Consider the following 14124-nt stretch of genomic DNA (forward strand, 5'->3'; position numbering starts at 1 on the left):
GCGGATTGCCGACTTTCCTCCTCAAGCGCCGCCTCCTTGAGCGGCACGACGTTCGACTTCGGGGGAAGTCCTTGAAAAAGCACGGAACGAGCGCGCCCCTGCCGCTCAATGATACGCTGTCGCCAGGTATTCCTCTCGACCAGATCGGTCAGACACTGGCGTCGTTCTACGATGATCTGGTGTCCGAGGGCATGCCGGAGCACCTCGCCGCCCTGGTGCGCCGCGTCCGGCAGACCGAGGACGACAGGGTCGCCGCAGCCGGGCCGGTCGCCGTGGCGGCCGAGACCGATCCGCGGCGCGTCGCCCTCGTCGTCGAGGACGATCCCGCGATTCGGGCCTTGGCCGAGACCCTGCTCGAAGAGACGGAACTCGACGTGGTCGGCTGCGACAGCGCCGAGGCCGCGCTGTCGGTGCTGCAGGCACGCGGCGGCGACGTCGCCCTGGTCTTCGCCGATGTCCGGCTGGCCGGCCATATGGACGGCCTCCAGCTCGCCCGCGCGGTGGCGACCTTGTGGCCGCGGGCCCGGCTGGTGATCACCTCCGGGCATGGCCTGCCGCGGCCGGAGATGCCGCCCGAAGCCGTGTTCATCGCCAAGCCCTGGCGCCCCCTGGACGTGCTGGTCGAAGCCGAGCGCGCCACTTCCGATCCGGCTCCTCCGGTCGTTTGAGAGCTGGCGGCCTCCCCCGAGCGCGTTCATCCTCGCTCTCGAACCATCCGGCAGAGCCCGGACGCGTCACCCGCGCCTGACGGCAGGACCGGGAATCCGGACGGGTCGTGAGCCCGGATCTGTGCGGGCCGTCGGACCCGTATCGTCGCTGCACGATGCGGACCGGGAAGGCCCGGCCCTTGCATGACCGCCGGTCGTGTCGGCACGAGCCGGGAGACTGTGACGTTGCCGATCCTGTCTGTCCGCCACCGCACGACTTACCGGTATCGACGGCCGGTCGCCTTCGGTGAGCACCGGATCATGTTCCGGCCGCGCGACAGCTACGATCAGCGGTTGATCGCGGCGACCCTCGACATCACGCCCGAACCGGCCTCCCAGCGCTGGCTGTTCGACGTGTTCGGAAATTGTGTGGCCGTCACGACCTTCGACATCCGCGCCGAAGTCCTGACCTTCGATTGCGGCATCACCCTCGACCACACGCCGGAACACGCGCCGGTGTTCCCGCTCGCACCGCACGCGACGCACTATCCGTTCGGCTACGGTGCCGAGGACATGCCGGATCTCGCCCGCTCGATCGAGCGGCAATGGCCCGACCCGCGCCACGAGGTCGATGCCTGGGCGCGAAGCTTCCTGCCGCCTCAGGGACGCATCCCAACGCAGGAATTGCTGGCCGCCATGACGCGCAGCGTACGCGCGAACTTCACCTATCTGGCCCGTGCCGAGAAGGGCGTGCAGGATCCGCTGACGACGCTGCGCACGAAGCTCGGATCCTGCCGGGACTTCGCCGTGCTGATGATGGAGGGCGTGCGCGCGCTGGGCATGGCCGCCCGGTTCGTCTCCGGATATCTCTACAATCCCCGGAACGACCGCGCCCGCCACGTGGGCGGCGGCTCCACCCATGCGTGGCTGCAGGTCTACCTGCCCGGCGCGGGCTGGGTCGAGTTCGACCCGACCAACGGCATCGTCGGCAACCGCGACCTGATCCGCGTGGCGGTGGCCCGAGACCCCGCTCAAGCTGTTCCGCTGCACGGCTCCTTCTTCGGCCTCAGCAGCGACGATCTCGGCATGCGCGTCGATGTCAACGTGGTGGAATTGCCCACCGACGGGGCGACGACCCACAGCCTGCAAGGGCTGCCGCCGCCCCTCGCGCGTTGAGCACGGGTGAGGATCCGGATCCGGGACAGGCATGCGCGGCGAGTGCGCGCGGAAGGCGACAGAGCAAGGTGGCCGCGATGAAGATCAGAACGGGTTTCGAGATTGCATTCACGTTGTCGCAGCCAACACCGATGATTTTGATGCTCAGCGTCCATCCTTCACGGATGCCGGACGTGACGACCCCGCATGGAATCGGCTTCGATCCGCCGCTCCAGGCTCGCGAATACCGCGACGCCTTCGACAACATCTGCCACCGGATCGTCGCGCCGCCCGGACAGCTGACGATCTCGACGGACCTCACCGTTCACGATACGGGGCTGCCCGATCCGGTCGTGCCGGAGGCCCGCCAGATCCCGGTCCAAGATCTGCCCGACGATGTCCTGATCTTCCTGCTGGGCTCACGCTACTGCGACACCGACAGGCTCTCGCAGACGGCGTGGTCGCTGTTCGGCACCACGCCGGAGGGCTGGGCGCGCGTCCAGGCCATCGTCGACTACACGCACGAGCGGATCCGCTTCGACTATCAACGCGCCGATGCCACGAGGAGTGCGCATGACACCTTCATGCAGCGCGAGGGTGTCTGCCGGGACTTCGCGCATCTGGCGATCGCCCTGTGCCGGTGCATGAACATCCCGGCGCGCTATGCCACCGGCTATCTGGGCGACATCGGCGTGCCGAAGGATCCGGCGCCGATGGACTTCTCCGCGTGGTTCGAGGTCTACCTCCACGGGCCCGACGGGCCGCGCTGGTACACGTTCGACGCCCGCCACAACCGGCCCCGGATCGGCCGCATCGTCATGGCCCGCGGCCGCGACGCCACCGACTGCGCGATCTCGACCAATTTCGGCTACGCCCACCTCGCACGGTTCGACATCCACACCGACGAGGTGACCTGAGCAAGCCGCGGGCCCTGGCCCGAGCCGCGGCGCACCGCACGGTCGAGCGGCCCTGCGTATTCCGCCCAACAGCAAATTCATGGCGGATGTGTGGAACTGCCTGCCTATGCTCACGCTTGTAAAGGCAAAGGTTATCGCACAGGCAGGCCACTCATGAAGACCTCGGTCACCGCACTCGGCGCGCTCCTCGGCGTGGCTGTTCTTGCCGCAACGCCAGCCCTCGCCGCTTCGTCGTACGATCCCTTCGGTACGGACGGCTCCGACGAGTACTACTCGGATCAGGGACAGTACGGTTACCAGGGCACTTACGCCCCGGGCTATGGTCAGGGCGTGCAGGCGGCGCCGCAGGCGCAGGTCCAGCCGATCCCCCGTGAGGTCGTGGCGTTCAACGCGAACTACGCGCCCGGCACCATCGTGGTCTCCACCGCCGAGCGCCGCCTGTACTTCGTTCTGGGCGATGGTCAGGCGATCCGCTACGGCGTCGGCGTCGGTCGCCCGGGCTTCAGCTGGAGCGGCACCAACAAGATCACCGCCAAGCGCGAGTGGCCGTCGTGGACGCCCCCGAAGGCCATGATCGCCCGCCGTCCCGACCTGCCGCGCTACATGGCCGGCGGCATCGAGAATCCGCTCGGCGCCCGTGCCATGTATATCGGCAGCACCGAGTATCGCATCCACGGCTCCAACGAGCCGGACACGATCGGTCAGGCGGTGTCGTCGGGCTGCATCCGGATGACCAATGACGACGTCACCGACCTCTACGAGCGTGTGAAGGTCGGCGCCAAGGTTGTCGTTCTGAACTGAGTTCGATCCGGCGGGACCATCCTCGCCGGACCCCGATCCACGTTACCAGCCGCGCCACCCATCCGGGTGCGCGGCCCTTTGCGTTACGGGACGACGCGCCCGACAGCGGTCTGCGGCGGGCTGAACGAGGCGATCGGCATGTCGCAGAAGCAGCGCACGCCGAGGGGCCGCGGGCCGGGCAGAGGACACGAGAACGGCTTCGGTCCGGTGATGCCCTGCTGGACCGCATCGCAGTTGTAACCGACGGGGGCGCGCTGCGCCCGGCGGGGGACAGGCCGGTATTCGCCGTCGTAACCCGGATCGTCGTAATATTGGGCCCGCGCCGCGCCGGCCGGCAACGCGGCCGCGAGCGCCAGCGCGGCGATCGCGAGCCGGAACGGACCACGCAGGCCGGATCGGCCCGAAACAGTAAGGCGCATCCCTGATTCCTTCGCTCGGCGCGGACTCAACGCGTCCGCCCGGCGGCTCTCGGCGGCAATACCGGCGAAAACGAGACGACCCGCCCCCGGAGCCCGGGAACGGGTCGCAGCCCCGTTAATCGGTGCAGGCCTCAGTGCGTCGCGCGCTCGGCGGCGTCCTGGGCGTCCTGGGCCGTCTGCTTGGCGGCGTCCTGGCCCTGCTCCATGGCCTTGCGGGCCTCGTCGGCCCCCTGCTGCATCGCCGACTTGGCACGCTCGGCGCCCTGCTGCATCGCGCTCTGCGCGAGACCGCTGAACTCCTTGGCCTGCGCCTGAATGGCGGCGAACTGGCTGCGCACGAACTCAGCCTGGTGCTGCATGGCCTCCTGAACGTCCTTGGCGCGAACCAGCTTCTGGGCGAGATCGAAGGCCGCGTTCACGTTCTGCTCGGCATACTCGAAGCCGCGCGAGGAGACGTCCAGCGCGTTGGATCGGGCCATTTCGGCCGAACCCTGCACGGTATCGGCCGTGCGGCGGGCCGCGCCGATGAAGCTGTCGAAGGCCTTGCGGGCCTGCTCGACGCTCTTCTCGGCAAAGTCACGCATCTCAGCCGGGACTTCGTAATTCGGGGGGGTGCTCATCCTACGTCTCCTCTCTTGATTGCTCTGTGGATGGCGCTTTGTGCGGTGCACAATATCTGATTCGCCGCCTTATGCCACCCACGCCCATGGCGTTAAGGTTGCCATGACGTAAACGTGTGACGGTTGCGCCCAGAGTCCAGCGTCGCGGCGCAAGGGAGTTTACAATAGGGCTACGGTCACGGGCGTTTCTCGGGCAAAGCGAGCCCTTGGAACGTGACGGATCGCGTTTGGGTTCGAGGTCGCGGGCTTTGGAGACGACAGTGACACCGATGGCCGGTGCAGCCCAGCCCGGGCTGGCGACTGCCTTCGCGGCCTGGGCGCGCGTGCCGGCCCTGGCCGCCACGCTCGGCGCTCGGGACACCGTGCATTTCGTGATCGACCCGTCGGCGGGGCAGATCCTCTACGCGTCCGATGCGGCGGTGCCCTTGGCCGAAACCCTGACCGGCTCCGCGCTCATCGGTTTGATCCGTCAGATTGTGGCCGCGACCGCAGGGGACGCCGCGCCCCGCCTCGCGCGCCTGCGCCTGGATGTCCGCCGCATCGCCCCCCCGGCACTGTGCTGGCTGGCGCGTGGAACTCAGGCGGACGGTCGTCCCGCCATCCTCGTGGTACCGACCACGCCCGTGACCGCCGCCCGCGCCCGGCCGGTCCGCCCCGTCGCGCCCCCGGCGAGCGCAAGCGCGCCGCCGGCGCATCCGCAGGCGACGCCATCCGCGATGGGGCGGGACAACCGCTTCTTGTGGCGCATCGATGCCGCGGGTGTCCTGACCACCCTCACCGGGCCGGAGGCCCTCGCGGGCCTCGTGGGGCAGCGGTGGCAGGACATGGCGGCGACAGGCCTCCTGTCCGAAGCCGACTCCGTGCTGGCGGCCCTGCGCGACCGGCGAACCTTCCGCGGCGAATCGGCGGTGCTCGATGCCGGCACCGGGCCGTTCCGGGTCGATCTCTCCGGCGCCCCTCTGGGGCGGGGTGATGCTGCGTTCTCCGGCTTCGGCGGGTTCGGCCTGATCCGGAGCGCGCCGAACGCGATCAAGGTCGTCGCCGAGCCCGCGGCGCCGCCGCCGGAATCGTCGGTTTCGGCGCCCGCGTCGCCTCTCCCCGAGCCCGTCGAAGCCGAAAGCCCGGTCGCGCCTGCGCCGGATCTCATCGCGACACCGCTCTCGACTGATGAGCATGCCGCCTTCCGGGAAATCGCCCGGGCGCTGGGCGCACGCTATGCCGGCGACGAGGTCGATCCTGAATCAGGGGCGCCGAAGGCCGAGAGCGGCGCGGTGATGCCGTTCCCCGCGCCGCAGACCAATCCAGTGGATCTGCCCGTGGCCTCCGAGCAGGCCAGCACGGAAACCGACGGGGCCAATGTCGAGCCGCCCGTCGACGTGGCCGCTCCTCCGCAGGCAGACCTTCTCGCGGGTCTGCCGCTGCCGACGCTGATCCACCACAACGGCACCATCGTCGCCGCCAATCGCGGCTTTCTGGATCTGACAGGCCATCCCGACCTGCCGAGCCTCGCCCGCACCGGGCTCTCCGGACTTCTCCCGGGTCTGCCGCCTTCGGACGCCCTTGGCGATGCGCTTGGCGACGCGCTTGGCGACGCGGCACGCCGGACCACGGTGAAGACGGTCGAGGGCCATACGCGTCCGGTGGAACTGCTGAGCGGCGCCTTCAGCTGGGCAGGCGCCGCTGCGACGTGCCTGATCGCGCGCCCGGTCGATGAGGCCGATGTCGCGGATGCGCTCACCGCCGAGCGCCTCGCCCGCGCCGCCCAGACGGAACGGACGGCCCGTGCCGAGGCGGCCCTGGACGCACTGGAGATTGGGGTCGTCACCGTCGACGGGGCCGGCCGCATCGTCGCGTTGAACCACGCCGCGGCCGGCCTGTTCGGATGCGATCCGCGCGAGGTCGTCGGCGGCAGTTTCGTCAGCCTGTTCGACCGTCAGAGCGTCCTGACGATCGCCGATGCCCTGCGCGGCGCGGCCCCGGAGCGGCGCTCCATTGTCCTCGCCGGCAAGCCGATGTCGCTCGCCGTCGCGGGGCCTCTTGGACGACGGGTGGTCACGCTCGACCATGCCGGTCGCGCGGCGCCCGGAGAGGCGGGCGCAGCCAGTCGCCCGGAAACCGTGCCGGGCGGCGGAGAGGCCTTGAGCCGGCTCGACGGCGCCGTGCGCGGCCCCGTCACCGGGATGATCGATCTGGCAAACGCGATGCTGAAGGAGCCCTTCGGGCCCCTCGGCGACACGCGCTACAGGGAGTGCCTGGCGGAGATCAAAGCGTCGGGCGAGACGATCCTGGAACGGGTCGGCAAGCTTCTGGATCTTGCCGCAGTCGAGGCCGGTTCGCTGCGCCTCGAACCCCGCGCTCTCGACCTCAACGACGTCGTGGCGGGTTGCGTCGCCCGCCTTCAGGGCGAGGCAGCGCGGGGCCGGGTCGTCATGCGGACGAGCTTCTCCACCGATCTCGGCGACTTGGAAGCCGACGAGCGCTCGGTCAGCCGCGCGGCCAGCCTCGTGATCGAGAACGCGATCCGACGCTCCGCCGCCGGAAGCCAGATCATCGTTTCCACCGGGTCGGCGGAACGGGCGGCCGTTGCCCTGCGGGTGCGCGGTACCGGCGCCGGGCCTGCTCCGCGGGTGGAAGACCCGAAGGAATCCGTCGAGGACGGGCTGGCACTGCCGCGTGCCCTGGTGGAGGCCAACGGCGGCCGCCTCCAGCTCTCCGCACGCCCGGAAGACGGCACGCTCGTGGAAATCATCATGCCGACGCGACGGGTGGCGAACGGATAGGTCCCTGGCCGATCGCGCGCCGACGCGTCCCCGAAAGCGCGCCCTGTACCGGCCATCGTCCGGGGGCGGAAACAGAGGACGGCGGGTGATCGTTCGCCAGGCTCCCCGCGCTTGACAGCGCAGCATCGAAGCCTCAATCAGCTCTTACATTGTGCCCAATTTATTTACGGGACTTGATCTGAGCGCGCGCGAAACCGCGATCATATCGTCATCGTAAATTGTAGGCTACATTACTTTGGAAGTCCTGGCTGCGCGGCCGCCACCGCGATACGATCGGGCACCAATCAGGGATGGAACGCCATGCAAGGCAAGGTCATCGAGGTGAAGGACGCGTGGCGTGAGGGCGCTCACGTCGACGATTCCAAGTATCAAGAGATGTATGCGGCGTCCGTCGCCGATCCGAATGCGTTCTGGGCCGAGCACGGCAAGCGCATCGACTGGATGACGCCGTTCTCCACCGTGAAGAACACCAGCTTCGAGCCCGGCAAGGTCTCGATCAAGTGGTTCGAAGACGGCAAGACCAACGTCGCCCATAACTGCATCGACCGTCATCTGGAGACCCGCGGCGACCAGACCGCGATCATCTGGGAAGGCGACAATCCCGACGAGTCGAAGCACATCACTTACCGGGAGCTGCACGCGCAGGTCTGCCGGATGGCCAACGTCCTGCGCAATCGCGGCGTCGGCAAGGGCGATCGGGTCACGCTCTACATGCCGATGATCCCGGAGGCCGCCTACGCGATGCTCGCCTGCGCGCGGCTCGGGGCGATCCACGCCATCGTGTTCGGCGGCTTCTCCCCCGACTCGCTGGCGTCGCGCATCCAGGGCTGCGGCTCCAAGCTGGTGATCACCGCCGACGAGGGCCTGCGCGGCGGCCGCAAGGTGCCGCTGAAGGCCAATGTCGACGAAGCGATCAAGCGGCTCGACGCGGATCTCGTCGACCACGTGATCGTCGTGCGCCGCACAGGCGGCAGCGTCGCCATGGAGGCGGGCCGGGACGTCTATTACGACGAGGCCGCCGAGCAGGTGACCGACGAGTGCCCCGCCGTGGCGGTGGACGCCGAGCATCCGCTCTTCATCCTGTATACCTCGGGCTCGACCGGTCAGCCGAAGGGCGTGGTGCACACCACGGGCGGCTACCTCGTCTACGCGTCGATGACGCATGAGTACGTCTTCGATTACCGCGAGGGCGACGTGTACTGGTGCACCGCCGATGTCGGCTGGGTCACCGGCCACAGCTACATCGTGTACGGACCGCTCGCCAACGGCGCGACGACGCTGATGTTCGAGGGCATCCCGACCTATCCGTCGACGTCCCGCTTCTGGGAAGTGATCGACAAGCACAAGGTCAACATCTTCTACACGGCGCCCACCGCCATCCGCTCGCTGATGGGCGGCGGCGAGGGGCCGGTGAAGAAGACTTCGCGGGCTTCGCTGCGCGTGCTCGGCTCCGTCGGCGAGCCGATCAACCCGGAAGCCTGGGAATGGTACTACAACGTCGTCGGCGACAAGCGCTGTTCGATTGTCGACACGTGGTGGCAGACCGAGACCGGCGGCATCCTGATCACCCCGCTGCCGGGCGCCACCGCACTCAAGCCCGGCTCGGCAACCCGGCCGTTCTTCGGCGTGACGCCCGAGATGGTCGATGCCGAGGGCAAGGTTCTGGAAGGGGCCTGCGAGGGCAATCTCTGCATCGCCGATTCCTGGCCGGGCCAGATGCGCACGGTCTACGGCGACCACGAGCGGTTCGAGCAGACCTACTTCTCGACCTATCCGGGCAAGTACTTCACCGGCGACGGCGCCCGGCGCGATGCGGATGGCTATTACTGGATCACCGGACGCGTTGACGACGTCATCAACGTCTCCGGCCATCGCATGGGCACCGCAGAGGTCGAATCCTCGCTGGTCGCCCATCCGAAGGTCGCCGAGGCGGCGGTCGTGGGCTACCCGCACAACGTGAAGGGCCAGGGCATCTACGCCTACGTGACCCTCAACGACGGCGAGGAGGGCGACGACGCCCTGCGCAAGGAGCTGGTGACCTGGGTCCGCAAGGATATCGGGCCGATCGCCTCTCCAGACCTGATCCAGTTCGCGCCGGGTTTGCCGAAGACCCGCTCGGGCAAGATCATGCGCCGGATCCTGCGCAAGATCGCCGAGGACGATTTCAGCTCGCTCGGTGACACCTCGACGCTGGCCGAGCCGGCCGTGGTCGACGACCTGATCGAGAACCGGCAGAACCGGGCCTGATCGCATCCGCGCCGCGGCCATAGCGGCGCGGGTTCGGACCGGGACGGGTGCCGGGGCGGCGCCCGTCTCCAACAAGAACCACGAACTTCAACGCGATGAACCGGGGGGCCAGAGTGCCCTCGCGGGAGGAAAAGCCATGAGCGGCACGACACTCGGCCTTCGAGGGCGCACGGCGCCCCCGGGAACACGCGCACTCGGAACGGAGGTCGATCCGCAGGTCGAGCGGATTGTCCGGACACCCGAATTCCAGCAACTCGTCCATGAGCGCACCCGCTTCGCCTGGACGCTGACCATCCTGATGCTGGTGGTCTATTTCGGCTTCATCGGGCTCATCGCCTTCGACAAGTCGCTGCTCGCCGTGAAGGTTGGCGGCACCGCCTCCCTCGGGCTGTTCGCGGGCGTCTTCGTGATCCTGTTCGCTTTCGCGCTGACCGGCGTCTACGTGGCCCGGGCCAACACGCGCTTCGACGCTCTGAGCGCCGCCCTCAAGCGGAGCGTCGCCCGATGAACCGGCTCCTCCTCGGCCTGACGCTCGGCACGATCGCCGCCAGCGCGGCCTATGCCGCCGGCCCGGATCTCGGGGCCGTGCAGCAATCGGTCACGAACTGGCCGGCCATCCTGATGTTCCTGTTCTTCGTGCTGCTGACGCTCGGCATCACCTACAAGGCCGCGAAGGGCACGAAGTCCGCCGCCGATTTCTACGCGGCGGGCGGCGGCATCTCGGCGGGGACCAACTCCCTGGCGATTGCCGGCGACTACATGTCGGCCGCCTCGTTCCTCGGCATCTCCGGCCTCGTCTACACCTCGGGCTTCGACGGGCTGATCTATTCCACGGGCTTCCTGGTCGGCTGGCCGATCGTGCTGTTCCTGATCGCGGAGCGCCTGCGCAACCTCGGCAAGTTCACCTTCGCGGACGTGGCGAGCTTCCGCCTCGACCAGACGTCGATCCGCATCATCTCGGCGGTGGGCACCCTCGTGGTGGTGGCGTTCTACCTGATCGCCCAGATGGTCGGCGCCGGGAAGCTGATCCAGCTCCTGTTCGGCCTGCCCTATCTCTACGCGGTGATCATCGTCGGCGTCCTGATGATCGTCTACGTCGCCTTCGGCGGCATGAAGGCGACCACCTGGGTGCAGGTGATCAAGGCCTGCCTGCTCCTCGGCGGCGCGACCTTCATGGCGGGCGCAGTGCTGTTGAAGTACGGCTTCAACCCCGAGATGCTGTTCGCGAACGCCGTGCAGGTTCACCCGAAGGGCGACGCCATCATGGCGCCGGGCGGACTCGTGTCGAACCCGGTGGAAGCGATCTCCCTCGGCGTCGGCCTGATGTTCGGCACCGCCGGCCTGCCGCACATCCTGATGCGGTTCTTCACGGTCTCGGACGCGCAGGCCGCGCGCAAGTCGGTGTTCTACGCCACCGGCCTGATCGGCTACTTCTACATTCTCACCTTCATCATCGGCTTCGGCGGCATCGCCCTGCTGATGTCCGATCCGGTCTACTTCAAGCTCGGCGCGGCCGGGACCTTCGACAAGCTGAAGGACATGATCGGCGGCACCAACATGGTGGCGGTGAACCTCGCCAACGCCGTGGGCGGCCCGTACTTCCTCGGCTTCATCTCCGCCGTGGCCTTCGCGACCATCCTGGCCGTGGTGGCGGGCCTGACGCTCGCCGGCGCCTCGGCGATCAGCCACGACCTCTACGCTCAGGTGATCGCCCGCGGGCGCACCACCGAGAAGCACGAGGTCAACCTGTCGAAGATCTCGGCGGTGGTGATCGGCATCGTGGCGATCTACCTCGGCTACGTGTTCGAGAACCAGAACGTCGCCTTCATGGTGGGCCTGGCCTTCGCGGTGGCGGCGAGCTGCAACTTCCCGGTGCTGGCCATGTCGATCCTGTGGCGCGGCACCACCACCTGGGGTGCGCTGGCCGGCGGCCTCGTCGGCCTGCTCGCCGCGGTGATCATGGTGGTGCTGTCGAAAGCCGTGTGGGTGACGACGCTGGGCAACCCGGCCCCGCTCTTCCCCTACGACAACCCGGCTTTGTTCTCGATGCCGTTGGCCTTCGCGACGATCTGGGTCGTGTCGCTCATGGACAAGTCCCGCCGGGCCCAGCGCGAGCGGGCCGCCTTCGAGGCGCAGTATGTGCGCTCCGAGACGGGCATTGGGGCGTCCGGCGCCCACGCGCACTGACCTCAACCAGACGCGTCGGACAGGCGGAGGGCGCGGCGCGAGCCGCGCCCTTCGTCGTTCCGGTGACAACTCGGTGCGCACCTGTGTTGATGAGGCTCTTTACAATCGCTTTACCGGTTGACCCGCAACGCCCTTGAGATAACGCATAGGTGATCTGCGCTTTGCGCAGGGCCGCCCGGGAGCGGGCCGGGAAAGGGCGATCCCATCGTCGGGCCGCCCATATGCGTTTGGGAGGACGTGTCTTATGGCTGTGGCAACCGCGATCCCGCGGGCCGGAGACGCCGCGAGGCCGATGACTTCGGCCGAGAAGCGGGTGATCTTCGCGTCCTCGCTCGGTACTGTGTTCGAGTGGTACGATTTCTATCTGTACGGCTCTCTGGCGGCGATCATCGGCGCGCAGTTCTTTTCTGCCTATCCGCCCGCCACGCGCGACATCTTCGCGTTGCTCGCCTTCGCGGCCGGCTTCATCGTCCGTCCGTTCGGCGCCCTGGTCTTCGGCCGCATCGGTGATCTCGTCGGACGCAAATACACGTTCCTGATCACGATCCTGATCATGGGCCTGTCGACCTTCATCGTCGGCATCCTGCCCAACGCGGCCACCATCGGCATCGCGGCTCCGATCATCCTGATCGTCCTGCGCCTCGCCCAGGGCCTCGCCCTCGGCGGCGAGTATGGCGGCGCCGCCACCTACGTCGCCGAGCACGCCCCTAACGGCCGGCGCGGGTTCTATACGAGCTGGATCCAGACGACCGCGACCCTGGGCCTGTTCCTGTCGCTCCTCGTGATCCTCGCGACCCGGACCTTCACCGGCGAGGCCGCCTTCGCCGAGTGGGGCTGGCGCATCCCGTTCCTGGTCTCGGTGCTGCTGCTCGGCATCTCGGTCTGGATCCGCCTCCAGCTGTCGGAATCTCCGGCCTTCCAGCGGATGAAGGACGAGGGCAAGACCTCGAAGGCACCGCTCACCGAGGCCTTCGGCCAGTGGCGCAATGCGAAGTTCGCGATCATCGCCCTGTTCGGCCTCGTCGCCGGTCAGGGTGTGGTCTGGTACACGGGCCAGTTCTACGCGCTGTTCTTCCTGCAATCGATTCTCAAGGTCGACGGCTATACCGCCAACCTGCTGATCGCGTGGTCGCTGCTTCTCGGCACCGGCTTCTTCGTGGTCTTCGGCTGGCTGTCCGACAAGATCGGCCGCAAGGTCATCATCCTGGCGGGCTGCGCCATCGCGGCGGCGACGTTCTTCCCGATCTTCAAGGGCATCACCTCCACGGCCAACCCGAAGCTCGAGGCGGCGATCGAGAACGTGAAGGTGACGGTGACGGCCGATCCGGCCGCCTGCGGAAACCTGTTCAACCCGGTCGGAACCCGGGTGTTCACCGCGCCCTGTGACCTCGCCCGCGACTTCCTGTCGAAGTCGTCGGTGCGCTACACCACCGCTGCCGGGGCGGCCGGACAGCCCACGACCATCCGGGTCAACGATACGGAGATCCCCTATCCGCAGGGGGGCAACGTCGAGGCCAACAAGGCCACGACCGCGGCACTCCAGGCCGCCGGCTACCCGAAGGCGGGTGACCCTGAGATCGTCAAGATGTCGAATCCGTTCGACATCTTCCGGCCGCAGGTCGCGCAGGTGATCGGCCTGCTGTTCATCCTCGTGCTCTTCGTCACGATGGTCTACGGCCCGATCGCCGCCATGCTGGTGGAGTTGTTCCCGACCCGGATCCGGTACACCTCGATGTCGCTGCCCTACCATATCGGCAACGGCTGGTTCGGCGGCCTGCTGCCGGCGACCGCCTTCGCCATGGTGGCCCAGACCGGCGACATCTATTTCGGCCTCTGGTACCCGATCGTCATCGCGGTCGCGACCGTGATCATCGGTATCCTCTTCGTGCCGGAGACCAAGGATCGCGACATCTTCGCGGATACCTGAGCGGCGCAAACCGGCCAAACCAACCTCGCGTCGACGACGCCCAGGCAGTTCCCACTGCCTGGGCGTTTCCATTTCCACAGAGATGTCCGCGCCCCTTCGGGCAGAGGGCCGCCGGTCACGGACCCGTGCCGGGTCGTGGCCGCAAGGCGGGCCGGCCCGTCTCGGCTTGTGTCGAACCCGCAACGCGACGGCGGAATCGCAATCCGTGCGGTCTGTCACGGATTGCGTTGCGGCGGATCCTATACAGAGGTCTCAAGTATCGACGGCAGACGGAACCATCACCGTCGAAACGGCGAGCCGACACGGAATGTCCTGATTTCCGACCACCACGTTGCAAGCAGTCAATGACTGCAACTTTCAGTCCGTTTCTCGGCCAATGCCGGTCGTCCAACAACTCCGCCGGCCGCCGGAAACTGTCCGAAAT

At 67.9% G+C, this 14124-nt stretch carries 11 protein-coding genes; 9 read left to right on the forward strand and 2 right to left on the reverse strand.

The window, feature by feature from the left end; all coding sequences use genetic code 11:
• The first annotated feature begins 71 nt into the window (after positions 1-71).
• From PQI07_RS04885 to PQI07_RS04900, 4 genes are all read left to right on the forward strand, one after another.
• Positions 72-668 carry a response regulator gene (locus PQI07_RS04885; RefSeq protein ID WP_078947027.1) on the forward strand — a complete coding sequence of 199 codons (597 nt, stop codon included), beginning with the start codon at positions 72-74 and terminating at the stop codon, positions 666-668.
• Positions 669-893: 225 nt separating this feature from the next.
• Positions 894-1823 (forward strand): transglutaminase family protein, encoded by a 930-nt coding sequence (locus PQI07_RS04890; RefSeq protein WP_179698939.1) that lies wholly within the window; start codon positions 894-896, stop codon positions 1821-1823.
• A gap of 77 nt (positions 1824-1900) precedes the next feature.
• The gene (locus tag PQI07_RS04895; protein ID WP_274926172.1) at positions 1901-2719 is read left to right on the forward strand and encodes a transglutaminase-like domain-containing protein; all 819 of its coding nucleotides are present in this window, start codon (positions 1901-1903) and stop codon (positions 2717-2719) included.
• A 153-nt stretch (positions 2720-2872) separates the two neighbouring features.
• Positions 2873-3520, forward strand: coding sequence for a L,D-transpeptidase (locus PQI07_RS04900; RefSeq protein ID WP_043760497.1), 648 nt, complete (start codon positions 2873-2875; stop codon positions 3518-3520).
• An 83-nt stretch (positions 3521-3603) separates the two neighbouring features.
• Here PQI07_RS04900 and PQI07_RS04905 read toward each other — a convergent pair whose 3' ends face one another.
• Together PQI07_RS04905 and PQI07_RS04910 are read right to left on the reverse strand one after the other, a co-directional pair.
• Entirely contained in the window at positions 3604-3939 is a 336-nt protein-coding gene (locus PQI07_RS04905; RefSeq protein WP_051044905.1) for a hypothetical protein, read from the reverse strand.
• A 131-nt stretch (positions 3940-4070) separates the two neighbouring features.
• Positions 4071-4559, reverse strand: coding sequence for a phasin (locus PQI07_RS04910; RefSeq protein WP_274926173.1), 489 nt, complete (start codon positions 4557-4559; stop codon positions 4071-4073).
• 269 nt (positions 4560-4828) lie between these two features.
• Here PQI07_RS04910 and PQI07_RS04915 point away from each other — a divergent pair, with 269 nt between their 5' ends.
• The 5 genes from PQI07_RS04915 to PQI07_RS04935 all read left to right on the forward strand — a co-directional run bounded on the left by PQI07_RS04915 (position 4829) and on the right by PQI07_RS04935 (position 13700).
• On the forward strand, positions 4829-7339 hold the full coding sequence (locus tag PQI07_RS04915; RefSeq protein WP_274926174.1) for a sensor histidine kinase: 2511 nt from the start codon (positions 4829-4831) through the stop codon (positions 7337-7339).
• A gap of 300 nt (positions 7340-7639) precedes the next feature.
• On the forward strand, positions 7640-9586 hold the full coding sequence (acs, locus tag PQI07_RS04920) for an acetate--CoA ligase (RefSeq protein WP_274926175.1): 1947 nt from the start codon (positions 7640-7642) through the stop codon (positions 9584-9586).
• Between the two features lie 136 nt (positions 9587-9722).
• A complete protein-coding gene (locus tag PQI07_RS04925) occupies positions 9723-10094 on the forward strand; it encodes a DUF485 domain-containing protein (RefSeq protein WP_043353744.1) in 372 nt (123 codons plus the stop codon).
• Positions 10091-11773, forward strand: a complete 1683-nt coding sequence (locus PQI07_RS04930; protein ID WP_043353743.1) for a cation acetate symporter — start codon at positions 10091-10093, stop codon at positions 11771-11773. Before PQI07_RS04925 ends, PQI07_RS04930 begins: the two co-directional genes overlap by 4 nt.
• A 292-nt stretch (positions 11774-12065) precedes the next feature.
• Positions 12066-13700 (forward strand): MFS transporter, encoded by a 1635-nt coding sequence (locus PQI07_RS04935; RefSeq protein WP_052083781.1) that lies wholly within the window; start codon positions 12066-12068, stop codon positions 13698-13700.
• The last annotated feature ends 424 nt before the right edge of the window (positions 13701-14124 follow it).

It is taken from the genome of Methylobacterium sp. 092160098-2 (assembly GCF_028920805.1).
GTDB classification, from domain to species: Bacteria; Pseudomonadota; Alphaproteobacteria; order Rhizobiales; family Beijerinckiaceae; genus Methylobacterium; species Methylobacterium fujisawaense.

Excerpts from the sequence above, each read along its gene's own strand:
- PQI07_RS04895 (WP_274926172.1), top strand. The coding sequence starts at position 1,901 with ATGAAGATCAGAACGGGTTTCGAGATTGCATTCACGTTGTCGCAGCCA.
- PQI07_RS04900 (WP_043760497.1), top strand. The coding sequence starts at position 2,873 with ATGAAGACCTCGGTCACCGCACTCGGCGCGCTCCTCGGCGTGGCTGTT.
- PQI07_RS04905 (WP_051044905.1), bottom strand. The coding sequence starts at position 3,939 with ATGCGCCTTACTGTTTCGGGCCGATCCGGCCTGCGTGGTCCGTTCCGG.
- PQI07_RS04910 (WP_274926173.1), bottom strand. The coding sequence starts at position 4,559 with ATGAGCACCCCCCCGAATTACGAAGTCCCGGCTGAGATGCGTGACTTT.
- PQI07_RS04915 (WP_274926174.1), top strand. The coding sequence starts at position 4,829 with ATGGCCGGTGCAGCCCAGCCCGGGCTGGCGACTGCCTTCGCGGCCTGG.
- acs (WP_274926175.1), top strand. The coding sequence starts at position 7,640 with ATGCAAGGCAAGGTCATCGAGGTGAAGGACGCGTGGCGTGAGGGCGCT.
- PQI07_RS04925 (WP_043353744.1), top strand. The coding sequence starts at position 9,723 with ATGAGCGGCACGACACTCGGCCTTCGAGGGCGCACGGCGCCCCCGGGA.
- PQI07_RS04930 (WP_043353743.1), top strand. The coding sequence starts at position 10,091 with ATGAACCGGCTCCTCCTCGGCCTGACGCTCGGCACGATCGCCGCCAGC.
- PQI07_RS04935 (WP_052083781.1), top strand. The coding sequence starts at position 12,066 with ATGACTTCGGCCGAGAAGCGGGTGATCTTCGCGTCCTCGCTCGGTACT.